The sequence below is a fragment of the Streptomyces sp. NPDC047706 genome (genome assembly GCF_043204795.1).
Classification (GTDB): Bacteria; Actinomycetota; Actinomycetes; order Streptomycetales; family Streptomycetaceae; genus Streptomyces.
This window is the reverse complement of the sequence record NZ_JBIDCW010000036.1, coordinates 17077-39837: the sequence shown is the minus strand read 5'-3', so window position 1 is coordinate 39837 and position 22761 is coordinate 17077. Positions and strand designations below refer to the sequence as shown.

21 protein-coding genes and 6 tRNA genes are annotated in these 22761 nt (G+C 70.1%); 13 read left to right on the top strand and 14 right to left on the bottom strand.

Annotated elements, in window-relative coordinates; genetic code table 11:
- Positions 1 to 73: 73 nt before the first annotated feature.
- Entirely contained in the window at positions 74 to 424 is a 351-nt protein-coding gene (locus ACGF8A_RS31585) for a metallopeptidase family protein (RefSeq protein WP_393113687.1), read from the bottom strand.
- 105 nt (positions 425 to 529) lie between these two features.
- Between ACGF8A_RS31585 and ACGF8A_RS31580 the strand changes: the two genes are divergently transcribed.
- Both ACGF8A_RS31580 and ACGF8A_RS31575 read left to right on the top strand, forming a co-directional pair.
- Positions 530 to 2089: a metallophosphoesterase gene (locus tag ACGF8A_RS31580; RefSeq protein ID WP_393113686.1), complete on the top strand. Its 1560-nt coding sequence runs from the start codon at positions 530 to 532 to the stop codon at positions 2087 to 2089.
- A gap of 80 nt (positions 2090 to 2169) precedes the next feature.
- Positions 2170 to 2242: transfer RNA gene (locus ACGF8A_RS31575), tRNA-Glu, on the top strand.
- 70 nt (positions 2243 to 2312) lie between these two features.
- Here the strand turns inward: ACGF8A_RS31575 and ACGF8A_RS31570 are convergent.
- From ACGF8A_RS31570 to ACGF8A_RS31560, 3 genes are all read right to left on the bottom strand, one after another.
- A complete protein-coding gene (locus tag ACGF8A_RS31570; protein WP_393113685.1) occupies positions 2313 to 2459 on the bottom strand; it encodes a hypothetical protein in 147 nt (48 codons plus the stop codon).
- 383 nt (positions 2460 to 2842) lie between these two features.
- Entirely contained in the window at positions 2843 to 3211 is a 369-nt protein-coding gene (locus ACGF8A_RS31565; protein ID WP_393113684.1) for a hypothetical protein, read from the bottom strand.
- A gap of 14 nt (positions 3212 to 3225) precedes the next feature.
- Positions 3226 to 3606: a hypothetical protein gene (locus tag ACGF8A_RS31560; protein WP_393113683.1), complete on the bottom strand. Its 381-nt coding sequence runs from the start codon at positions 3604 to 3606 to the stop codon at positions 3226 to 3228.
- 65 nt (positions 3607 to 3671) lie between these two features.
- On the opposite strand from ACGF8A_RS31560, the gene ACGF8A_RS31555 reads away from it, so the two are divergent.
- From ACGF8A_RS31555 to ACGF8A_RS31530, 6 genes are all read left to right on the top strand, one after another.
- Positions 3672 to 4706, top strand: a complete 1035-nt coding sequence (locus tag ACGF8A_RS31555; protein ID WP_393113681.1) for a CHAT domain-containing protein — start codon at positions 3672 to 3674, stop codon at positions 4704 to 4706.
- Positions 4707 to 4915: 209 nt separating this feature from the next.
- Positions 4916 to 4990, top strand: a tRNA-Asp gene (locus ACGF8A_RS31550).
- Between the two features lie 22 nt (positions 4991 to 5012).
- Positions 5013 to 5086, top strand: a tRNA-Phe gene (locus tag ACGF8A_RS31545).
- Between the two features lie 143 nt (positions 5087 to 5229).
- Positions 5230 to 9159 carry an ATP-dependent RNA helicase HrpA gene (gene hrpA, locus ACGF8A_RS31540; RefSeq protein ID WP_393113680.1) on the top strand — a complete coding sequence of 1310 codons (3930 nt, stop codon included), beginning with the start codon at positions 5230 to 5232 and terminating at the stop codon, positions 9157 to 9159.
- Positions 9160 to 9252: 93 nt separating this feature from the next.
- A tRNA-Asp gene (locus tag ACGF8A_RS31535) sits at positions 9253 to 9327 on the top strand.
- A gap of 355 nt (positions 9328 to 9682) precedes the next feature.
- The gene (locus ACGF8A_RS31530) at positions 9683 to 9880 is read left to right on the top strand and encodes a DUF6274 family protein (protein WP_393113679.1); all 198 of its coding nucleotides are present in this window, start codon (positions 9683 to 9685) and stop codon (positions 9878 to 9880) included.
- A 413-nt stretch (positions 9881 to 10293) separates the two neighbouring features.
- Here ACGF8A_RS31530 and bldC read toward each other — a convergent pair whose 3' ends face one another.
- Together bldC and ACGF8A_RS31520 are read right to left on the bottom strand one after the other, a co-directional pair.
- Positions 10294 to 10500: a developmental transcriptional regulator BldC gene (gene bldC / locus ACGF8A_RS31525; RefSeq protein WP_003949541.1), complete on the bottom strand. Its 207-nt coding sequence runs from the start codon at positions 10498 to 10500 to the stop codon at positions 10294 to 10296.
- 511 nt (positions 10501 to 11011) lie between these two features.
- Positions 11012 to 11863, bottom strand: coding sequence for a hypothetical protein (locus tag ACGF8A_RS31520; protein WP_393113678.1), 852 nt, complete (start codon positions 11861 to 11863; stop codon positions 11012 to 11014).
- A 220-nt stretch (positions 11864 to 12083) separates the two neighbouring features.
- Here ACGF8A_RS31520 and ACGF8A_RS31515 point away from each other — a divergent pair, with 220 nt between their 5' ends.
- Entirely contained in the window at positions 12084 to 13184 is a 1101-nt protein-coding gene (locus ACGF8A_RS31515) for a Leu/Phe/Val dehydrogenase (RefSeq protein ID WP_393113677.1), read from the top strand.
- A gap of 303 nt (positions 13185 to 13487) precedes the next feature.
- On the top strand, positions 13488 to 13739 hold the full coding sequence (locus ACGF8A_RS31510; protein WP_393113676.1) for a DUF3073 domain-containing protein: 252 nt from the start codon (positions 13488 to 13490) through the stop codon (positions 13737 to 13739).
- A gap of 71 nt (positions 13740 to 13810) precedes the next feature.
- On the opposite strand, the gene purM is transcribed toward ACGF8A_RS31510, so the two are convergent.
- From purM to purS, 8 genes are all read right to left on the bottom strand, one after another.
- Positions 13811 to 14911 carry a phosphoribosylformylglycinamidine cyclo-ligase gene (purM, locus tag ACGF8A_RS31505; protein WP_393113675.1) on the bottom strand — a complete coding sequence of 367 codons (1101 nt, stop codon included), beginning with the start codon at positions 14909 to 14911 and terminating at the stop codon, positions 13811 to 13813.
- Positions 14912 to 14952: 41 nt separating this feature from the next.
- Entirely contained in the window at positions 14953 to 16479 is a 1527-nt protein-coding gene (purF, locus tag ACGF8A_RS31500) for an amidophosphoribosyltransferase (RefSeq protein ID WP_393113674.1), read from the bottom strand.
- 61 nt (positions 16480 to 16540) lie between these two features.
- Positions 16541 to 17353 (bottom strand): META domain-containing protein, encoded by an 813-nt coding sequence (locus ACGF8A_RS31495; protein ID WP_393113673.1) that lies wholly within the window; start codon positions 17351 to 17353, stop codon positions 16541 to 16543.
- A gap of 39 nt (positions 17354 to 17392) precedes the next feature.
- Positions 17393 to 18190 (bottom strand): sterol carrier family protein, encoded by a 798-nt coding sequence (locus tag ACGF8A_RS31490; protein WP_393113672.1) that lies wholly within the window; start codon positions 18188 to 18190, stop codon positions 17393 to 17395.
- Positions 18191 to 18199: 9 nt separating this feature from the next.
- Positions 18200 to 18382: a hypothetical protein gene (locus tag ACGF8A_RS31485; protein ID WP_393113671.1), complete on the bottom strand. Its 183-nt coding sequence runs from the start codon at positions 18380 to 18382 to the stop codon at positions 18200 to 18202.
- A gap of 146 nt (positions 18383 to 18528) precedes the next feature.
- Positions 18529 to 20787: a phosphoribosylformylglycinamidine synthase subunit PurL gene (gene purL, locus ACGF8A_RS31480; RefSeq protein WP_393113670.1), complete on the bottom strand. Its 2259-nt coding sequence runs from the start codon at positions 20785 to 20787 to the stop codon at positions 18529 to 18531.
- A complete protein-coding gene (purQ, locus tag ACGF8A_RS31475) occupies positions 20784 to 21464 on the bottom strand; it encodes a phosphoribosylformylglycinamidine synthase subunit PurQ (protein WP_393113669.1) in 681 nt (226 codons plus the stop codon). Before purQ ends, purL begins: the two co-directional genes overlap by 4 nt.
- Positions 21461 to 21724 (bottom strand): phosphoribosylformylglycinamidine synthase subunit PurS, encoded by a 264-nt coding sequence (gene purS / locus ACGF8A_RS31470; protein ID WP_393113668.1) that lies wholly within the window; start codon positions 21722 to 21724, stop codon positions 21461 to 21463. Before purS ends, purQ begins: the two co-directional genes overlap by 4 nt.
- Positions 21725 to 22034: 310 nt before the next feature.
- On the opposite strand from purS, the gene ACGF8A_RS31465 reads away from it, so the two are divergent.
- The 3 genes from ACGF8A_RS31465 to ACGF8A_RS31455 all read left to right on the top strand — a co-directional run bounded on the left by ACGF8A_RS31465 (position 22035) and on the right by ACGF8A_RS31455 (position 22744).
- Positions 22035 to 22352 carry an Lsr2 family protein gene (locus ACGF8A_RS31465; protein ID WP_365454801.1) on the top strand — a complete coding sequence of 106 codons (318 nt, stop codon included), beginning with the start codon at positions 22035 to 22037 and terminating at the stop codon, positions 22350 to 22352.
- A gap of 154 nt (positions 22353 to 22506) precedes the next feature.
- A tRNA-Gly gene (locus ACGF8A_RS31460) sits at positions 22507 to 22578 on the top strand.
- Positions 22579 to 22671: 93 nt separating this feature from the next.
- Positions 22672 to 22744: transfer RNA gene (locus ACGF8A_RS31455), tRNA-Gly, on the top strand.
- Positions 22745 to 22761: the final 17 nt, after the last annotated feature.

Here is a 22761-nt window from a genome sequence, read left to right as displayed (position 1 = left end):
CAGCCACCTCCGGGGCGGGGTGATGGAGTCAACCTGCCCAACTCCCGCCGCCCACAAGAGGACACGCGCCCCGTTACCCGTATCCCAGCGCGTGCAGCCGCGCGTCGTCGATCCCGAAGTGGTGGGCGATCTCGTGCACGACCGTGATCTCGGTCTCCGCGACGACGTCCTCGTGCGTCTCGCAGATCCGCAGCGTCGGCCCCCGGTAGATCGTGATCCGGTCCGGCAGCACGCCCGCGTACCACTCCCCGCGATCGGTCAGCGGCGTCCCCTCGTACAGCCCGAGCAGCTCGGGATCGTCGGCGGGTGGTTCGTCCTCGACGAACACCGCGACGTTGTCCATCAGTCTCGTCAGCTCCGGCGGGATCCGGTCCAGCGCCTCGGCGACCAGTTCCTCGAACTCCTCGCGCGTCATCTCCAGCACAGGCCCATTGTCCGGTAAGACCCGGCGCTCCGAGACCCCGCCACCCGCCGCGTACGACCCGCTCGGCGTCGCATATCCACCTGCGCGCCCGGGCATACGGGACCAATGGCCCGCGTCCCAGCCGCAGTCCTGACCGCAATCAGCCGTTTCCGCCGCCGCCCCCGCCCCGCCGTCGAAGCCGCACTCGCCCCACCGCCCCCCAACCGCTGGAGCAGGGCCCTGGGTCTCACGGCCGTCGTCCTGCTGGGCGCGTGGCTGGGGCTGCTGGTCGTCGGAAACGTCCGGGTCCCGGTCGGCCCGATGGACACGACGATGGCCCTGCGCCCGTCCCTCACCGGCGGCACGAAGATCAATGTCTCGCCGCTGGGGGCCCTGCACTTGGACAGCCACGTCGCCCCGGTCCGGCTCGACGTGAACGTCGACCAGCTCGACCCGGACCGCTCCCAGGCCCTCGTCGACCACCCCGAACGCCTCTCCGGCCTCCAGGACGAGGTCGCCCGTGACGTCGGCCGGGGCGCCCTCGACCTCGCCGTGCGCTCCTGCGTGGCCGTCGTCGCCGGCGCGACCGCCCTCGGTCTCGCCGTCTACCGCCGCCCGCGCCGCGCCCTCGCCGCCGGCGGCCTCGCGCTCACCCTGCTCGCCGCCTCGGGGGCGAGCGCGTATGCCTCCTGGAACCCCAAGTCGGTCCTGGAGCCGAGGTTCTCGGGCCTGCTCTCCTCCGCGCCCTCCCTGGTCGGCGACGCCCGCAGCATCGTCACCGAGTTCGACGTCTACCAGCAGGAGCTGGCGCGCCTGGTGACGAATGTCACCAAGCTCTACGACGCCACCTCCACGCTCCCCGCGTACCGGCCGGACCCGACCACCATCCGCGTTCTGCACGTCTCGGACATCCACCTCAACCCGGCCAGCTGGAAGATCATCGCCTCGCTGGTCGAGCAGTACGAGGTGAACGTGATCGTCGACTCGGGCGACACGATGGACCACGGCACCTCGGCCGAGAACGGGTTCCTCGATCCGGTCGAGGACCTCGGGGCGCCGTACGTCTGGGTGCGCGGCAACCACGACTCGCGGCTCACCCAGCGCTATCTGCAGGACCTGAAGAACGTGCACGTCCTCGACGACGGCCGTGCCGTCTCGGTGGCGGGGCTGCGGTTCGCGGGGATCGGCGACCCCCAGTTCACCCCCGACCGAAGCAGCAAGCCGGGTGCCGAGGCCTCCCAGGAGCTGGCCGGCGCCCGCCTGGCCACCGCCCTGCGCGACCAGAGCGCGGCCGGCACCCCGGTGGACGTGGCCGTCGCCCACGAGCCGCAGGCCGCCCGGCAGACGGACGGCGAGGTCCCGCTGGTCCTGGCCGGCCATGTGCACCACCAGGAGATGGAGGTGCTGCCGTACGGCACCCGGTTGCGCATCGAGGGCTCGACCGGCGGCAGCGGTCTGCGCGCGGTCGAGGGCGCGCACCCGGATCCGATCGAGGCGTCGATCCTCTACTTCGACCGCGACACCCGCCGGCTCCAGGCCTGGGACGCGATCCGCCTGGGCGGCCTCGGACTCAGCACGGCGGAGGTCAGCCGCCACCTCGTGGCGGAGAACCAGCCGGGGGTCACACCGTCGGGCGAGCCGTCCGGCACCCCGTCGCAGGCCCCCTCCGGCGAACGGAGTCCGTGAACCGTTTTGGCGATCCCTCCCGCCATCCCATATGCTTCTCACGTCCCCGACGCGCTGAGAAGCGCCCAGGCGGGCCGATAGCCCTCATCGTCTAGCGGCCTAGGACGCCGCCCTTTCAAGGCGGTAGCACGGGTTCGAATCCCGTTGGGGGCACTCGCGAGCCGTACGGAAACCCACTCCTTGCCGGAGTGGGTTTTTTGTGTGCCGTGCGCGCCGCGCCGGCTCACGCGTGCTTGCGCAGATGTGCCGTCACCTGCATGCCGACCGCCGGGGACAGCCGCCCGGACGGTACGTCGAAGCCCAGCTCCCGGGCGAGCGTCGCACCCCGCAGGTCGAAGGCGGCCTCGGTGAGATGCGCCAGCGTGTCCACGGCGGCGCGGGTCCGGCCAGCCCGGTGACGAACAGGGCGGCCGCGACCGGCAGGGCCGGCCACCACCACACGGCCAGCGGCACGGTCAGCAGGCCCCACCCGGCGAGCGCGACGGCCGTGTCGAGTCCCGTGCGGGCCGAGCGCAGGGCGTTCTGCTCGGCGTCCGTCAGGACCAGCCACAGCCGGGGCCAGGAGAAGACGACGTCCAGCCGGTACCAGCCCCAGACCCGGGCGTCGACCGCGCCCAGCCGGTCCCCGGTCCAGACGGGGTGGGCGGGCGGCCGCAGGGCGACGGCGTTGCGGCGGGCGGCGAGTTCGTTCAGCCGGGCGCCGTCCGCGGCCGACGGCCGGGCGCCGACCCGGTCCAGTTCCGCCCGGTAGGCCTAGTCGGCCTCCGTCCACCGCGCGGCACGTCCGGCCGTGCGCCGCTCGGCCGGACGGCGCAGCACGCCGGGCCAGGGCTCGAACCACAGCCGCGCCAGCACCGCGGCGGCCCCCCGCGCGGCAAGCCCGGCAGCGGCCGACAGCAGCGGCAGCACGATCACGAACAGCCACACCGACGAGAGGGATGTGCCGATCAGCGGGCCGCCCGGTTCCAGCAGGCCGGTGAGCCGGCCCAGGTCCGCCCGGCGGGTGTGCCCCAGCCGGTACGCCACCGCCGCGCCCGCCACGTACAGCAGGCCGGGCAGCACCAGCAGGGTCATCCAGCGCTCGACGTATGTGCGGCCCAGTTCGACGAGTACCGCGTTCATCGCCCCGACGCCTGTCAGCCGAAGCGCAGCGGGCTGTCGTGCAGCGCGCACTCCGGCAGGTCGTCGCCGGGATGGGGCCGCTCGGCGCGGCGGCAGGTGCCGCGCGGGCACCAATAGCGCCCGTGCGCGACCCGGCCGGAGTGGTCGGCGCCGGGCAGGCCGACCAGTCCACCGGGTGGTTCGGCCCCGGTCACGTCCGCCGGCACGGCGCGGCCCGTCCATGCCTCCAGCAGCTCCAGCAGGCCCAGCTCCCGCAGCCGGCCGGTGACCGGCTCCCCGCGCCGGGCCGCCGCGAGGGCGTCCTCCAGCGCCTGGCCGTCGCCGGTCTCCGCGGCGACCTCGCGCAGCGCCGGAAGTTCCCGGCACAGCGCGCCCGGCAGCTCCGCCGTCTCCACGAAACGCTCTCCTCCCCCGATGAGTTGATGGACCATCATGATGCCCTGGACGCACAGCGACAGCGGTGGCCGACGAGGGCGGAGATGCGGGAGGACAGCGGCTGGGCACGGGCGCAGGGGCTCGTGGAGCGGCTCGGGCGACGGCTGGAGACCTTCTGGACCGAAGGGACCCCGGCGGCGGTGACGGCTCCCGAGGCGGTGGCCGAGGCGGACGAGTTGCGCCCGTACGTCCTGCTGTCCAGGGACGGCGACCCGAAGCTGTACGTACTCGACCGGTCGGTGGTGTGCGCGATCGCGCATCTGCACTACGCCCGGTGCCTGGTCATGGGCCCGGGCAGCGCGCGGGCCCGGCCCGAGGCGCAGCTGACGCCGATGCTGTTCGCGGTGGTCGCCCGGTTCGCGCCGCAGGAGGTACCGGAGGATCTGCGGCCGGCCCTGGCCGAGGTGCCCTGCGAGCCCTGGCAGCCGCCCGCTCCCGCCCCGCCCCGGCGCCGGCGGCGCCCCGCGTGCCGGCCGTGGACCAGTCGGACACCCCGGGCCTGCCACCTCTCCCGCACGCCGCGGCGGTGGTGCGGCGCCTCTCCGAACGCCTCCCCCGCACCACCGTCCTCACCGGCGCACAGGCAACCCGCGAGAAACTCCTGAACTCCCTCCCTGACCACCCCTACCTGCACTTCTCCGGGCACGGCACCCAGGACCCCACGGACTCGTCGGGCGGCGCCCTCTACCTCCACGACCACGAGCGGTCCGGCCCCCTGACCGTCGCGGACATCTCCCGCCTCCGCCTGGCGGACGCCCGGCTGGCCTACCTCTCGGCCTGCGAGACCGCACGGGGCGCCGCCACCCTGCCCGACGAGGCCGCCCACCTGGCCGGCACCCTCCAGCTGGCGGGCTTCACCCATGTCGTCGCCGCCCAGTGGGCCGTCGACGACGCCCGTGCCCTGAGGGTCGCGGACACCTTCTACGCCGGCCTGACCACCCCCGGCGACGGCATCGCCCCGGACCGGGCGGCGCACGCCCTGCACACCGCCGTCCAGTACCTGCGCCGCCGGAACAGCGACCCCCTGTGGTGGGCGGCGTACGTGCACACCGGTCCTTGACGTCCACACCGCAATGGCGGACGTCCACACGGGAATGGCGGGGAATTACCCGGTACGGGGCACCATCCACCCTCTGATATGCTGATCCAGCGACATCGGGCACCAAGAAAGTGCAGGTCAGCCACCGGGGAAGCCACCTTCCGGCGGATGTCTTCCACTCGTTTTGGAGACCACATCGCCGTGTGCGACACTGTCGTACGCAACAGCCTGGTCCTGTGGAGCAGTTTGGAGTGCTCGCCACCCTGTCAAGGTGGAGGCCGCGGGTTCAAATCCCGTCAGGACCGCTCGGGGTCGCACAAACCCCGTGGCTGGGTAGCTCAGTTGGTACGAGCGTCCGCCTGAAAAGCGGAAGGTCGCCGGTTCGACCCCGGCCCCAGCCACCCACGGAAACCCCCGTCGAGATCATCGGCGGGGGTTTCGCGTTGCCCGCCCGGACACCGGCAGGCATCCGCAGGCACCGGCACCGGCACCGGCACGAAATCGTTCGCCAGGGATTTCCCGAGGATGAGATCCTGGAAGCCGTATGTCTACCCAGCCTGCCCTCGCCCCCCGCCTGACGGACCTCTCCCTGCGCGACGCCCATCGGCTCGGCCGCAGGCTCGAAGGCGCACGCAAGATCCGCAAGCCGGAGGCCCGTGCCGCCGTACTCGCCGAGATCGAGACGGAGATCGAGAAGGCCGAGGCACGCATGGCCGAGCGCCGGGCGCAGGCGCCCGCGGTCAGCTACCCGCCGCAGCTTCCCGTCAGCCAGAAGAAGGACGAGATCGCCGACGCCATCCGCGACCACCAGGTCGTGATCGTCGCAGGTGAGACCGGGTCCGGCAAGACCACGCAGATCCCCAAGATCTGCGTGGAGCTCGGCCGTGGCGTGCGCGGCATGATCGGCCACACCCAGCCCCGCCGTATCGCCGCCCGCACGGTCGCCGAGCGGGTCGCCGAGGAGCTCGAGACGCCGCTCGGCGAGGCCGTCGGCTGGAAGGTCCGCTTCACCGACCAGGTGAACCCGGACGCCACCTTCATCAAGCTGATGACCGACGGCATCCTGCTCGCCGAGATCCAGACCGACCGCGAGCTGCGCGCCTACGACACGATCATCATCGACGAGGCCCACGAGAGGTCCCTGAACATCGACTTCCTGCTGGGCTACCTGGCGCAGCTGCTGCCGAGGCGGCCCGACCTCAAGGTCGTCATCACCTCGGCGACCATCGATCCCGAGCGTTTCTCCCGGCACTTCGGCGACGCCCCGATCATCGAGGTCAGCGGTCGGACATACCCCGTCGAGGTGCGCTACCGGCCGCTGCTGGAGGAGGACGCCGACGACGCCGACCGCGACCAGATCACCGCGATCACCGACGCCGTCGAGGAGCTGATGGGGGAGGGCAAGGGCGACATCCTGGTCTTCCTCTCCGGTGAGCGGGAGATCCGCGACACGGCGGACGCGCTGGAGAAGAAGAAGTACGGATTCACCGAGATCCTTCCGCTGTACGCGCGGCTCTCGCACGCCGAGCAGCACCGGGTCTTCCAGCCGCACACCGGACGCAGGATCGTTCTGGCGACCAACGTCGCCGAGACCTCGCTCACCGTCCCGGGCATCAAGTACGTCATCGACCCCGGCTTCGCCCGTATCTCGCGCTACAGCCACCGCACCAAGGTCCAGCGGCTGCCCATCGAGGCGGTCTCCCAGGCCAGCGCCAACCAGCGCAAGGGCCGCTGCGGCCGTACGTCCGACGGCATCTGCATCCGCCTCTACAGCGAGGACGACTTCGAGGCCCGCCCGGAGTTCACGGACGCGGAGATCCTCCGTACGAACCTGGCGAGCGTCATTTTGCAGATGACCGCCGCCGGCCTCGGCGATATCGAGAAGTTCCCCTTCATCGACCCGCCGGACCACCGCAACATCCGCGACGGCGTGCAGCTGCTCCAGGAGCTCGGCGCGCTGGACCCCGCGCAGAAGGACACGCTCAAGCGGCTCACCGACACCGGCCGCAAGCTCGCCCAGCTCCCGGTCGACCCGCGGCTGGCCCGGATGGTCCTGGAGGCCGACAGGAACGGCTGTGTCCGCGAGGTCATGGTCATAGCCGCCGCGCTCTCCATCCAGGACCCCCGCGAACGCCCCGCGGACAAGCAGGCGCAGGCCGACCAGCAGCACGCCCGCTTCAAGGACGAGACCAGCGACTTCCTCGCCTACCTCAACCTCTGGCGCTACCTGCGCGAGCAGCAGCGCGAACGCGGCTCGTCGTCCTTCCGCCGCATGTGCAGGCAGGAGTACCTCAATTTCCTGCGCATTCGCGAATGGCAGGACATCTACACCCAGCTGCGCACCGTCGCCAAGCAGATGGGCATCCACCTCAACGAGGACGACGCCCCCGCCGACCGCATCCACACCTCCCTCCTCGCCGGTCTCCTCTCCCACGTCGGGATGAAGGACGTGAAGGACGGCAACAAGAACGAGTACCTGGGCGCGCGCAACGCCAAGTTCGCGATCTTCCCCGGCTCGGCGCTCTTCAAGAAGCAGCCGCGCTTCGTGATGTCCGCCGAGCTGGTGGAGACCTCCCGGCTCTGGGCACGGGTCAACGCCAAGATCGAACCCGAGTGGGTCGAACCGCTCGCCGGCCACCTGATCAAGCGGACATACAGCGAACCGCACTGGGAGAAGGACCAGGCGGCCGTGATGGCGTACGAGAAGGTGACGCTGTACGGCGTCCCGATCATCGCCCAGCGCAAGGTGAACTACGGCCGGATCGACCCGGAGGCCAGCCGTGCGCTGTTCATCCGGAACGCGCTGGTCGAGGGCGACTGGCGGACCCATCACAAGTTCTTCGCCGACAACCGCCGGCTGCTCAGCGAGGTCGAGGAGCTGGAGCACCGCGCCCGGCGCCGCGACATCGTGGTCGACGACGAGACCCTGTTCGACTTCTACGACCAGCGGGTGCCCGAACACGTCGTCTCCGGCGCGCACTTCGACTCCTGGTGGAAGCACAAGCGGCACGAGCAGCCCGACTTCCTCGACTTCGAGCGCGAGATGCTCATCCGTGAGTCGGCGGAGGCGGTCACCAAGGCGGACTATCCGGACTCCTGGCGTCAGGGCCCGCTCAAGTTCAAGGTCACCTACCAGTTCGAGCCGGGCGCGGACGCCGACGGCGTCACCGTCCACATCCCGCTCCAGGTCCTCAACCAGGTCACGGACGAGGGCTTCGACTGGCAGATCCCCGGGCTGCGGGAGGAGGTGGTCACGGAGCTGATCCGCTCCCTCCCCAAGCCGATCCGCCGCAACTACGTGCCCGCGCCGAACTTCGCGAAGCGTTTCCTGGACACGGCCGTCCCCCTCCAGGAGCCACTCACCGCCACCATGGCGCGCGAGCTGAAGCGGATGGCCGGTGTGCCCTTCACCGCCGACGACTTCGACTGGTCGAAGGTCCCCGACCATCTGCGGATCACGTTCCGGATCGTCGACGAGCGGCGCCGCAGACTGGCCGAGGACAAGGACCTCGAGGCACTGAAGCTCCAGCTCAAGCCGAAGGCCCGCAAGGCCCTCTCGCAGGCCGCCGCGGCCACCGCGGAGCGCAGCGGCGGCGAGTCCGTCGAGCGCAAGGGCCTGACCGACTGGTCGATCGGCACCCTCACCCGCGTCTTCGAGACCCGCCGCGCCGGCCAGCCGGTCAAGGCGTACCCGGCGCTCGTGGACGACGGCGACACGGTCTCCGTACGCCTCTTCGACACCGAGGCGGAGCAGGCCGAGGCCATGTGGAAGGGCACGCGCCGGCTCATCCTGCGCAACATCCCGGTGAATCCTGCGAAGTTCGCGTCCGAGAAGCTGACCAACGCCCACAAGCTCGCCCTCTCCGCCAACCCGCACGGATCCGTCCAGGCCCTGTTCGACGACTGCGCGACGGCGGCGGCGGACAAGCTGATCGCCGACTTCGGGGGGCCGGCGTGGGACGAGGAGTCGTACCGCAAGCTCTACGACAAGGTGCGTGCAGAGATCGTCGACACGACCGTGCGCACGGTCGGCCAGGTGCAGCAGGTCCTGGCCGCCTGGCAGGCCTGTGAGCGCCGCCTGAAGGCCGTACGCAGCCCCGCGCTGCTGCCGAACCTCCAGGACGTCCGCGGGCAGCTGGACGCCCTCGTGAAGCCCGGCTTCGTGACGGCGACGGGGCTGGGCCGGCTGCCGCACCTGATGCGCTACCTGGTCGCCGCGGACCGCCGTCTGCAGCAGATGCCGACCAACGTCCAGCGGGACACCACGCGCATGCACAAGGTCCAGGAGATGCGGGACGAGTACGCGTGGCTCCTGGAACAGATGCCCCAGGGCCGGCCCGTCCCCGCCGCCGTCCTGGACATCCGCTGGATGATCGAGGAGCTCCGCGTCAGCTACTTCGCGCACGCGCTGGGCACGGCGTACCCGGTGTCGGACAAGCGGATCGTGAAGGCGATCGACGCGGCAGCGCCGTGAGGGGCCCCGCACGCTAAGTGAGTTCGACCAGGCGGCCCGGCTCCTGTACAGTCTCTTCTCGCAGCGCAACGCAGGAATCGCGCCGCGAAACCTGGTCCTGTGGAGCAGTTTGGAGTGCTCGCCACCCTGTCAAGGTGGAGGCCGCGGGTTCAAATCCCGTCAGGACCGCAGCAAAGCCGAGGCCCGCATCCCGCCAAGGGAAGCGGGCCTCAGTCATGACCGCGCCCGCACACACGCCACGCGGCCTGGCCACCCGGGAGGCCGCGCCCGCGGCGCAGCCGCAGTCGACACAGCAAATCCCGTCAGGACCGCAGCAAGACCGAGGCCCGCATCCCGCCAAGGGAAGCGGGCCTCAGTCATGACCCGCGTCCAGGGGAGAGCCCGGGTTCTGCGGAGTCCGGGCTGCCTTGCGTGCGGGGGCGCCTGCACGCCCGTGTGGCCCGCTACGCCGCCTTGACGGCGTCACATTCGGTCGGTACTCAGAAACCAGGGCACCACGCCCGCTGGGCCCCGGAGGTGGCGTATGGCGGCATCGGTGAGGCATGAGACGCGGGCGTTGCTCCGAGCGCATCTGTCGGCCGCGTCGTCGTACCGGCATGTGACCCGGCGCTGCCCGATCTGCCATCGGCTGCTGCGCCTCGCCCTCGCCATGGACTCCGCGCCGCTCGTGACGGACGCCCCGGAGGAGAGCGCCGAGGAGGAGCGCCCCGCCGGCGCATGATGCCCCCGTGGTCCTTGGGCCCCAACTCCCTTACCTCACATAGGGCAGAGGCAACAAGCACGTTGGCATGTGACGGGAGTCACCGCATGATTTTCTGAAGCAGCGGTACTTACCCGTCTCCTACAACTGGTCAATTTAATATGTGCAATTGCACTGCCGGACGGGCCCGCCCGCAGCAGCCCCGACACCCCTCCCCACACTCCGACAAGCCCGCCCACGGACTCACCACCCCGCGCACAAAAAAGATCGCGCTGGACCCGGCGGAGTCCAGCGCGATCGACGACGCACCCTGTCAGTTGCCCGAAGGCTCTGGGCGAGGGCCCTGTTGGGGCAGAACCCACGTCGCTTGGAGCTTGGCTTCGGACGCCTCGGCAGGTTGGGGGACCAGCCGATTTGCCCAGTTGTTGAGCTGTTCAGGCCTCGCTGCGCTGCTGCGGGATGCCCGCGAGCAGAGCGCGCACCTCAGCCTCGCGGTAGCGGCGGTGCCCGCCGAGCGTACGGATGGAAGTGAGCTTGCCGGCCTTCGCCCACCGCGTGACCGTCTTCGGGTCGACGCGGAACATCGTGGCGACCTCAGCCGGGGTCAGCAGCGGCTCGGCATCAGGGGTGCGAGCGGTCATGAGCGGCCTCCTCGGGAGAACCGAACCTTCTCGGTTCTTTCCTCTAAATTCTGCACCTTGACCCGCGTTGCCCGAAATGGCGGACGCGAGTCGAGTCGGTTATAGGACGAACGGCTTGTCCTCGGCACTACAACTACACCATCTGTCCAGCCGCGTCGGCCAAACCGATGGAATTGCCCTCCCAGGTGTTCATCAGCGACGGATGCCGATGGACCATGCCATAGCGGACAGTTACGCCACCGTGACGATCAGTCACAGGGCGATCAGGAGTCATCAGACCCCCCAAAGCACGCAATACGTGGATTCCGCCCATAGTTGAGCACACTGGGACGGACAGAGTCCTCCCCGGACTCCTTGTCCTATTTTGGCATGAGGATGGGCAAGGGACGCAAGAGTCATGTACGTGCGCTCCATCACCCTTGTCGCATGCATCACACTCTTGACGCATACGCCCAGATCTGGCTCTGAATCCCTTGCTGACGCCCCGTAAGGTACGTCACGGAACAGTACGTCAGTTCGCCGAACGCAGGTCTCGTACCGACCGCCAGCGCTCCACCAGCCGCGCGTACGCCTCGCCCGCCGCGGCCCCGTCGCCGGTGCGCAACGCCTCGATCCCCTCTGCCACGTCGGCCGCCGAGTGATCGCCCTCCAGGTCACCGGCCGGCAGGGCGTGCACCAGCCCGCCGTAGTCCAGCTCGACCAGCGAGCGCGGGTGGAACTCCTCCAGCCATCGCCCGACGTCCACCAGGCCGTCGATCAGCGGTCCCTCGTCCATGGCGTTGCGCAGCGTGCGCAGGCCACGGGCCACCCGGCGGCGGGCCTGGACCATGGGCGTGCGGTAGCGCAGCACGGGCGGGGCGTCGTCGGTGCCCCCGGAGCCCTTGTCGTACTCCCGCTCCTCGTCGGAGACGAGTACGAACCAGTTCAGCGGCACCTGCCAGGTCGCCGTGCGGATCCAGGGGCGGGCGTCCGGGTTGCCGGCCAGCCACCGCTCGTAGTCCTGTGTCGCCTGATGGCGCAGGACCGGCGGCAGCACCGCGTCCAGCAGGGGCGGCGCGAGCTCCTCCCCGAGGTCACCGAGCGCCTGCCAGCCCCGCAGCCGGGTCCGCCACGGGCAGATGTGCACCACGCCGTCGGCCTCCAGCACGAAGGCGTCACTGCTCTCGTGCACCGGCACCGGCACCGGCGGGGTGGGCAGCAAGTCGGCCAGGGAACGGCGAAGTTCGACCTGGTACGAGGGGCGGTCGCAACGGCGGGCGTAGCGCGCCCAGTGAGCGCGCTCCGGCTCCGTGAAGGCGGCCAGCGGCTCGTACACGCGCAGGTACGCCGCATACGGGACGATCACCGAGGACACCTTGGGCACGCCTGCTCCCTCCCCCGCCGCCTGCCGGGGAAACCTGCGGAACCCGCCCACAAACGTGCGGGAAAACTATGCAAATCGTCGCACGGACGTACTCCGTGCGGAGGTGATCCTGAGCACTGCTCGGTCGGCGGGGCCCGGAGGCTCTAATCTCGTGCTCACAGGCCCCGCCACCCGCACGGGACCCCTCCCATCGCCGCTTCTTGCCTCAGGAGTCACCACCGTGACCGACGTAACCGGCGCACCTGCTGATGTACTGCACACCCTGTTCCACTCGGACCAGGGCGGACATGAGCAAGTCGTGCTCTGCCAGGACCGCGCGAGCGGCCTGAAGGCCGTGATCGCCCTTCACTCCACCGCCCTCGGCCCTGCCCTCGGCGGTACCCGCTTCTACCCGTACGCGAACGAGGCAGAGGCCGTCGCCGACGCGCTCAACCTCGCGCGCGGGATGTCGTACAAGAACGCCATGGCCGGGCTGGACCACGGCGGGGGCAAGGCCGTGATCATCGGTGACCCCGAACGGATCAAGACCGATGAGCTGCTGCTCGCCTACGGCCGCTTCGTGGCCTCGCTCGGTGGCCGGTACGTCACCGCCTGCGACGTCGGCACCTACGTCGCCGACATGGACGTCGTGGCCCGCGAGTGCAGGTGGACCACCGGCAGGTCCCCCGAGCACGGCGGGGCGGGCGACTCCTCCGTCCTGACCGCCTTCGGCGTCTACCAGGGCATGCGCGCCTCCGCCCAGCACCTGTGGGGCGACCCGTCGCTGCGGGGCCGCCGGATCGGCATCGCGGGCGTCGGGAAGGTCGGCCACCACCTGGTGGAGCACCTGATGGCGGAGGGCTCCGAGGTCTTCGTCACGGATGTGCGCGAGGAGGCCGTGCGCCGGATCGCCGACCGGCACCCGGCGGTCACGGCGGTGGCCGACACGGACGCGCTGATCCGCGTCGACGGCCTCGACATCTACGCCCCCTGCGCGCTCGGCGGGGCGCTGAACGACTACTCCGTGCCGGTGCTCACCGCGCGGGTGGTGTGCGGCGCGGCCAACAACCAGCTCGCCCATCCGGGTGTCGAGAAGGACCTCGCCGACCGCGGGATCCTCTACGCGCCCGACTACGTGGTGAACGCCGGCGGCGTCATCCAGGTCGCCGACGAACTGCACGGCTTCGACTTCGACCGGTGCAGGGCGAAGGCCGCGACGATCTACGACACCACGCTGGCCATATTCGCACGTGCGAAGGCCGATGGGATTCCGCCGGCCGCCGCGGCCGACCGGATCGCCGAGCAGCGGATGGCGGAGGCCCGTACGGCCCGCGGATGGTGACGTTCCGCGGGGCTCGTCCGGGGGTTTGAGCGGTACCTGCCGGTGGACAGTTGGAGAGAACTCTCACTTCGACCGGCGGGTCGTCCGCCGATAAGTGGTTAAAATCGCCACTGACCAGCGAGGACGGGGCGCCTCGAAGGTTCTGGGCAGACGCGCGTGCTGCGGGCGACGTACCGTATGGGCGCGGGCTCAGGTACCGTGGAAGCCCTACGGACCGGTCTCTCCACGGAGAGCCCGTTCCGGATCATGAACGCGTGTCAAGACTCTGGGGCCGTCGAGCCCCGTCGTTGAGGGGGTCGAGCCATGGGGCGCGGCCGGGCCAAGGCCAAGCAGACGAAGGTCGCCCGCCAGCTGAAGTACAACAGCGGTGGGACGGACCTCTCACGCCTGGCCGAGGAGCTGGGCGCATCGACTGCGAATACGTCACCGAACACGAACGGTGACCAATTCGAGGACGATGAGCACGACGACGACCTGTACGCACGGTACGCCGACCTCTATGAGGACGACGACGAGGACGAGGAAGGCCAGTCCTCACATCGTCGCGGCGCTTGACCTTGCACTGAGCACTCACCCGGTCGGTGACCCCTGGTTACCGACCGGGTTCTGTGCTGCCCGCACGGGGCTCAGCTGTCGTAGTCACCCACCAGGGCCGCGCCCGTGGTGTGCTCGCCGCGGTCCGTGATCTCTCCGGCGACCCATGCCTCCACCCCGCGGTCGGCCAGTGTCGCCAGGGCCACCTCGGTGGACTCCTCCGGGACGATCGCGATCATGCCGACGCCCATGTTGAGGGTCCTCTCCAGCTCCAGGCGTTCGACCTCACCCGTCGTGCCGACGAGGTCGAAGACCGGTGCCGGGGTCCAGGTGGAACGGTCGACGACCGCGTGCAGGCCGTCCGGGACGACACGGGCCAGGTTGGCCGCGAGGCCGCCACCGGTGATGTGGCTGAAGGCGTGTACCTCGGTGGTGCGGGTGAGCGCCAGGCAGTCCAGCGAGTAGATCTTCGTCGGCTCCAGGAGCTCCTCTCCGAGGGTGCGGCCGAGGTCGTCGATGTGCACGTCGAGGGACAGGCCCGCCTGGTTCAGCAGGACGTGCCGGACCAGCGAGTACCCGTTCGAGTGAAGACCGGAGGCCGCCATGGCGATGACGGCGTCACCCGTTCGGATGCGATCCGCGCCGAGCAGCCGGTCGGCCTCCACCACGCCCGTTCCGGCGCCGGCGACGTCGAAGTCGTCCGCGCCCAGCAGCCCGGGGTGCTCGGCCGTCTCACCGCCCACCAGGGCGCAGCCGGCCAGCACACAGCCCTCGGCGATGCCCTTCACGATGGCGGCGACCCGCTCCGGGTGGACCTTGCCGACACAGATGTAGTCGGTCATGAACAGCGGCTCGGCGCCGCACACCACGATGTCGTCCATGACCATCGCGACCAGGTCGTGGCCGATCGTGTCGTACACGCCCATCTGGCGGGCGACGTCGACCTTGGTGCCCACACCGTCCGTGGCCGAGGCGAGCAGCGGGCGCTCGTAGCGCTTGAGGGCGGAGGCGTCGAAGAGGCCGGCGAAGCCGCCGAGGCCGCCGAGCACCTCGGGGCGCTGCGTCTTCTTCACCCACTCCTTCATCAGCTCGACCGCGCGGTCGCCCGCCTCGATGTCGACACCGGCAGCCGCGTAGGAGGCACCGGTGACAGGACCCGTCGCCGAAGGCGACTGATTGTCTGCAGCAGACATTGCCTGGGATCTTTCGGGTTGGTGATACGAGGCTTGGGTGCCTACGGACGGCGGATCGCGTCGGCCGCGGCCGTGGCCGCCGGACCGGCCGCCAGCTCCGTCTCCAGCAGCTGCTTGCCCAGCAGCTCGGGGTCGGGGAGCTCCATCGGGTACTCGCCGTCGAAGCAGGCGCGGCACAGGTTCGGCTTGGCGATGCTGGTCGCGTCGATCATGCCGTCGATGGAGATGTACGCCAGGGAGTCGGCGCCGAGCGAGGTGCCGATCTCGTCGATCGTCATGCCGTTGGCGATGAGCTCGGCGCGGGTGGCGAAGTCGATGCCGAAGAAGCAGGGCCACTTCACCGGCGGCGAGGAGATCCGGATGTGCACCTCGGCGGCGCCCGCCTCGCGGAGCATGCGGACCAGGGCGCGCTGGGTGTTGCCGCGGACGATCGAGTCGTCGACGACGACCAGCCGCTTGCCCTTGATGACTTCCTTCAGCGGGTTCAGCTTCAGGCGGATACCGAGCTGGCGGATCGTCTGGGAGGGCTGGATGAACGTACGTCCGACATACGCGTTCTTCACCAGACCCGCACCGAAGGGGATGCCCGAGGCCTCGGCGTAGCCGATGGCGGCCGGGGTGCCGGATTCCGGGGTCGCTATGACCAGGTCGGCATCGGCGGGCGCCTCCTTGGCGAGGCGGCGGCCCATCTCGACCCTGCTCAGGTACACGTTCCGGCCGGCGATGTCGGTGTCGGGGCGGGCCAGGTACACGTACTCGAAGACACAGCCCTTGGGCTTCGCGTCCGCGAATCGGGAGGTCCGCAGGCCGTTCTCGTCGATGGCCAGGAACTCGCCCGGCTCGACCTCGCGCACGAAGCTGGCGCCGACGATGTCGAGGGCCGCGGACTCGGAGGCGACGACCCAGCCGCGCTCCAGGCGGCCCAGGACCAGCGGGCGGATGCCCTGCGGGTCACGGGCGGCGTACAGGGTGTTCTCGTCCATGAAGGCGAGGCTGAAGGCTCCCCTGACCTGCGGCAGTACGACCGGGGCGGCCTCCTCGACGGTCAGCGGCTTGCCGTCGGGGTCGACCTGGGCGGCCAGCAGGGCCGTCAGCAGGTCGGTGTCGTTGGTGGCGGCGACCCGCGTGGTACGGCCGTCCTGCTTGGGCAGTTCGGCGACCATCTCGGCCAGCTGGGCGGTGTTGACCAGGTTGCCGTTGTGGCCGAGCGCGATGGAGCCGTGCGCGGTGGCGCGGAACGTCGGCTGGGCGTTCTCCCACACCGAGGCACCGGTTGTGGAGTAGCGGGCGTGACCGACCGCGATGTGACCCTGGAGGGAGCCGAGCGAGGTCTCGTCGAAGACCTGCGAGACCAGGCCCATGTCCTTGAAGACGAGGATCTGGGAGCCGTTGCTGACCGCGATTCCCGCGGACTCCTGGCCCCGATGCTGGAGGGCGTAGAGCCCGAAGTACGTGAGCTTTGCGACCTCTTCGCCTGGCGCCCAGACACCGAAGACGCCGCATGCGTCCTGGGGGCCCTTCTCGCCGGGAAGCAGATCGTGATTGAGTCGACCGTCACCACGTGGCACGCCACCGAGTGTAGGCGAGGTCGTCCACTGGTCCGAATTGGGGATACCGGGCGGTAACGGATCACTTCGCGGCGATCGCCGTCACCGTCTCGCCGTTTTCGCTGGTCAGCGTGAGGCTGCGGTGGTCCAGGCGGAAGCTCACCGTGCCGTCGAAGAGCCGCAGGAGGCGCTTTTCCTCCGCCATGAGTGAGGCTTCGCACATCATGCGCGTGGTGGACGCCGGTCCGAGGGTGATGCGCCCGTCGCGGACGGTGGCCTCGGCTGTCACCTTGTTGCACGTGAGGCGGCCGCTGACCGTGCCGGCGTCCTTGTCGAAGGTGAGGTGCGCCTTGCCCTCGGCACCCTGGGGGAGGGGCTCCGCGGCGCCGTCCGGGCCGCCCTTGCCGAGGCTGGTGACCGTCCACTTCGTCCCGTACAGCGGGGCGGGCTCCTCCTGCGTCAGGCGGACGGTGTCGCCGGCGTCCGTGGTGAGGGTGAGGCGCTCGCCGGTGACCTCGGTCTTCAGGGGGCCGTCGGCGAGAGTGCGGGCGAGGTTCTTCTCGAAGGTCATGGGCTTCTCCCCGCAGGCCATCTCGGTCGCCGTGGCGTCGCCCAGCCGCAGGCGGTCGCCGTCGAAGGAGGCCTGCGCGCTGAAGTGGTTGCAGCCGTAGTTGCCCTCGGCCTTGCCGCTGTCGTCGATCGTGACGTGCGCGTCGGCGGGGGCGTCGTGCTGCGTGCCGTCGACGGTGACGCTGTCGACGCTCCAGTGGACGCCCGTGACGGGCTCCCGGGCGTCGGCCGTCGTACTGCCCGCCTGCTCACTGCCGCAGGCGACGGCGAACGGGAGGAGGGCGAGGGCCGCGGTGAGGGTGATGCTCTGCTTCTTCCTGTACATGCCGATTCGACGGGTCGGGTGGGGTGATCGGTTCCCCTCTCAGGCCAGCAGCGGAAGGAGTTTCTCCAGATCGGCCCGTCCGCCACTGGCGCTCACCTTCGCACCGGCTACGGCGTCCGCCCAGGTGAGGCGTCCGGTCGCGAGCCGGACCCAGGTCAGCGGGTCCGTCTCGATCACGTTGGGCGGGGTGCCACGGGTGTGCCGCGGCCCCTCGACACACTGCACCACGGCGTACGGCGGGATCCGCACCTCGGTCGAACCGCCGGGGGCCTTCGCGGCGAGCGTGTCGGCGAGCAGCCGGGTGGCCGCGGCCAGGGCCTGCCGGTCGCAGGGGATGTCCAGCCCGGGCACGGCGGCGTTCAGGTCGTCGGTGTGCACGACGAGCTCGACGGTGCGGGTGACGACGTAGTCGGCCAGGGGGAGCGCGCCCGCGCCGGTGGGGAGCAGGCGGGTGCCCGGATGTGTGTCGACGCCTGCCGTGAAACGCCGCTCCGCGTCGGCGAGGTACGCGTCCAGGTCGGGGTGGTCCCCGGCGAGGCGGTGCGCGGTGCCGGCGATGGCGGGCGCGTCGGCGGCGATGGCGGCGGGCCAGTCCGTCGGCCGGGCGTCCTGCCGTGCGGGCTCGGGCTCACCGAGCAGGCGGCTGACGGCCGTGAGGGCCATCCCGATGTGCGCGACGAGGTCCCGTACGGTCCAGTCGCCCAGGCCGGTGGGCAGGGCGAGCTGCTCCGGGGTGAGGCCGGGGACGGCCCGGCGGACCTCGCCGAACTGGGCGAGGACGGCAGCACGGGTCTTGACGGGGTCGTAGGCGCGGGGGCGCTTCTTGGCCGGGGGCATGGCGGGAGCCTAGTCAGCGGCGAAGGCCGAGGGCGCCGGGAGCCGCACGTGCGTGCAGCGGCGACGGCCGGTGCCGTACGCGCGGAACACCTTCCCGTACCCGGGTGCCATCAGCTTGTCGGCGTAGGTGTGGAAGGACACGAAGCACTCGCCGGGGACCAGACGCGGCACCGGATTCGCGCGCTCTCGCACGCGGTCAGGTACCTTCACCGCTCCCCCGTCACCCGTGATCTCCGGCTTCAGCCAAGGCTACCGGGGCCACCGGCAGCACAGCGCCCGCACGGGAAGGCCCCGCTCCGGCGACGGGGCGGGGCCTTCACTGCAGGTGCCGGGGGAACTCAGGCGAGCAGCGCCGGAATCGTCGCCTCGTGCGCCTCGCGCAGCTCTGCCAGGGTGAGCGTGAACTCGCCCTGGACGTCCACCGTGTCGCCGTCGACGACACCGACGCGGGCCGCCGGAAGGGCGCGGGCGCCGCACATGTCGGTGAAGCGGAGTTCCTCGGAACGCGGGACCGCGACGATGGCGCGGCCCGCGGACTCGGAGAAGAGGAACGTGAAGGCGTCCAGGCCGTCGGGGACGACCAGGCGGGCGCCCTTGCCGCCGAGCAGTGCCGACTCGACGACCGCCTGGATCAGGCCGCCGTCCGACAGGTCGTGCGCGGAGTCGATCATGCCGTCGCGGGAGGCGGAGATCAGGATCTCGGCCAGCAGGCGCTCACGCTCCAGGTCGACCTCGGGCGGCAGTCCGCCGAGGTGGTCGTGGACGACCTGGGACCAGGCCGAGCCGCCGAACTCCTCCCGGGTGTCGCCCAGGAGGTAGAGAAGGTGCCCCTCCTCCTGGAAGGCGACCGGCGTGCGGCGCGCCACGTCGTCGATCACGCCGAGGACCGCGACGACCGGGGTCGGGTGGATGGCCGCCTCGCCCGTCTGGTTGTAGAGCGAGACGTTGCCGCCGGTCACGGGCGTGCCCAGCTGCCGGCAGGCGTCCGCCAGACCGCGCACGGCCTCCGCGAACTGCCACATCACCGCGGGGTCCTCGGGCGAGCCGAAGTTCAGGCAGTCGGAGACCGCGAGCGGCTTCGCGCCGGTCGTGGCCACGTTCCGGTAGGCCTCCGCGAGGGCCAGCTGGGCGCCCTTGTACGGGTCGAGCTTGGCGTACCGGCCGTTGCCGTCCGTGGCGATGGCCACGCCCAGGCCGGTCTCCTCGTCGATCCGGATCATGCCGGAGTCCTCGGGCTGCGCGAGGACGGTGTTGCCCTGGACGAAGTGGTCGTACTGGGACGTGATCCACTTCTTCGACGCCTGGTTCGGGGACGCCACCAGCGTGAGGACCTGGTCCTTCAGCTCCTGGGAGGTCTCCGGGCGCGGCAGCTTGTTCGCGTCGTCGGCCTGGAGGGCGTCCTGCCAGGACGGGCGGGCGTACGGGCGCTCGTAGACCGGGCCGTCGTGGGCGACGGTCCGCGGGTCGACGTCGACGATCTTCTCGCCGTGCCAGTAGATCTCCAGGCGGTCGCCGTCGGTCACCTCACCGATGACCGTGGCGATGACGTCCCATTTCTCGCAGATCTCCAGGAAGCGGCCGACCTTGCCCGGCTCGACGACCGCGCACATCCGCTCCTGCGACTCGCTCATCAGGATCTCCTCGGGGGAGAGCGTCGAGTCACGCAGCGGTACGTCGTCCAGGACGACGGTCATGCCGCCGGAGCCGTTGGAGGCGAGTTCGCTGGTCGCGCAGGACAGGCCTGCGGCACCCAGGTCCTGGATGCCGACGACCAGCTTCTCGGCGAACGCCTCCAGGGTGCACTCGATGAGGAGCTTCTCCTGGAAGGGGTCGCCGACCTGGACGGCGGGGCGCTTGGAGGGCTTGGCGTCGTCGAAGGTCTCGGAGGCCAGGATCGACGCGCCGCCGATGCCGTCGCCGCCGGTCCGGGCGCCGTAGAGGATGACCTTGTTGCCCGCGCCGGACGCCTTCGCGAGGTGGATGTCCTCGTGCCGCATCACGCCGATGGCACCGGCGTTGACCAGCGGGTTGCCCTGGTAGCAGGAGTCGAAGACGACCTCGCCGCCGATGTTGGGCAGGCCCAGGCAGTTGCCGTAGCCGCCGATGCCGGCGACGACGCCGGGCAGGACGCGCTTGGTGTCGGGGTGGTCGGCGGCGCCGAAGCGCAGCGGGTCGACCACCGCGACCGGGCGGGCGCCCATCGCGATGATGTCGCGGACGATGCCGCCGACACCCGTGGCCGCGCCCTGGTAGGGCTCGACGTACGACGGGTGGTTGTGCGACTCGACCTTGAAGGTGACCGCGTAGCCGAGGCCGACGTCCACGACACCGGCGTTCTCACCGATGCCCACCAGCAGCGCGTCGCTCTGCGGCGCCTTCTCGCCGAACTGGCGGAGGTGGACCTTGGAGGACTTGTAGCTGCAGTGCTCGGACCACATCACCGAGTACATGGCGAGCTCGGCGCCGGTCGGGCGACGGCCGAGGATCTCCACGACGCGCTCGTACTCGTCCTTCTTCAGGCCGAGTTCGGCCCAGGGCAGCTCGACGTCGGGGGTCGCGGCCGCGTGCTCGACCGTGTCCAGAGGCGTCCTGCTCATGCGTTGACCAGCTTCTTGAGGATCGAGGTGAAGAAGGGCAGGCCGTCGGTGCGGCCGGTGCCGATGAGGGACTCGACTGCGTGCTCCGGGTGCGGCATGAGGCCCACGACGTTCCCGGTCTCGTTGGTGACGCCGGCGATGTCGCGCTGGGACCCGTTGGGGTTGACGTCCAGGTAGCGGAAGGCGACGCGGCCCTCCGCCTCCAGTTCGTCGAGGGTGCGCTCGTCGGCGACGTACTGCCCGTCGATGTTCTTCAGCGGGATGTGGATCTCCTGGCCGGCGCTGTAGTCGCTGGTCCAGGCGGTCCGGTCGTTCTCCACCCGCAGCTTCTGGTCGCGGCAGATGAAGTGCAGGTGGTTGTTGCGCAGCATCGTGCCTGGCAGCAGGTGGGCCTCGGTGAGGATCTGGAAGCCGTTGCAGATGCCGAGCACCGGCAGTCCGGACTTAGCCTGCTCGATCAGGGGTTCCATCACCGGCGAGAAGCGGGCGATGGCGCCGGCGCGCAGATAGTCGCCGTAGGAGAAACCTCCGCACAGCACCACCGCGTCGACCTGCTTGAGGCCCTTGTCCCTGTGCCAGAGGGCGACGGGTTCGGCGCCGGCGATACGGATCGCGCGCTGCGTGTCCCGGTCGTCGAGGCTGCCCGGGAAAGTGACGACGCCAATACGAGCGGTCACTTGGCGGCCTCCGCGACTTCCTCCACCTTGATGGCGAAGTCCTCGATCACGGTGTTGGCGAGGAAGGATTCCGCGAGCTCGTGGATGCGGGCGAGCGCGGCCTCGTCGACCGGTCCGTCCACTTCCAGTTCGAATCGCTTTCCCTGACGTACGTCGGAGATGCCGTCGAAACCGAGGCGCGGCAGTGCGCGCTGCACCGCCTGGCCCTGGGGGTCGAGGATCTCCGGCTTGAGCATGACGTCGACTACGACGCGTGCCACTGGCACTCCCGGTGTGTGGTGCTGAGCAGGTTCCTTCAGACTACCCGCACAAAATTTCTACGCGGGTAGAGTTGTAGGAAGCTACGGATCGATGGTCACAGTCATGCATCGACAGAGCGCGTTCACGAAAAGTTCCGGGAAAGATGCGAGATCCACCCGCGAGAGCTATTGCGTCGGGACACGCGGAGAGATTTAGTCGGGCTTCACAATGCTTTGCCGGGCACTGTACAAATGAATTGGCAAAAGCCGACACTCGGCATGAGGTCCCAGCTGAGCTGGATAGACATGCCGTACGAAGGGACCGATATTCGTGGCGCAGAAGGTCGTGGTCACTCTCTTTGACGACATCGACGGCTCGGAAGCGGCGGAAACGATCGCCTTCGGACTCGACGGCAAGTCGTACGAGATCGACCTGAATGAAGCCAATGCCAAGAAGCTGCGTAAGGCGCTCGCGCCCTACGTGGACGCCGGCCGCAAGCGGTCGAGGTCGGGCAAGGCCTACCGGCAGACGGAGGTCGCCCCGGACCCGGCGGCCGTGCGGGCCTGGGCGCAGGCGAACAAGATGGACGTACCCGCGAGGGGCCGCATCCCCAAGAAGGTCTACGAGGCGTTCACCGCGGCGCAGTGAGCCCGGCCGCCCGAACCGACTCCGTGGGCCGGGCCCCGACGGGCGCTCAGCCGCCGCCCGGTGCAACCGACTTGCACAGCACCCCGGGTGATCAGCTAGAGTCTGGAGCACGCCGCCGGGCGGGGAGGAAAAAATCCCAGCTCACGGAGTACATGCGGGTGTAGTTCAGTAGTAGAACATCCCCCTTCCAGGGGGAAGGCGCAGTGTGCAATTCCTGTCACCCGCTCTGCATCGCCGTCCGGACCACTCTTGTGGATCAGGTAGGCTGGTGCTCGCACCGATCGATGGCTTCTCTTTCAGGCCGACGATCGGGGTGCATGCGGACGTAGCTCAGTTGGTAGAGCGCAACCTTGCCAAGGTTGAGGTCGCGAGTTCGAGCCTCGTCGTCCGCTCTCTTTGCGAAGGCCCC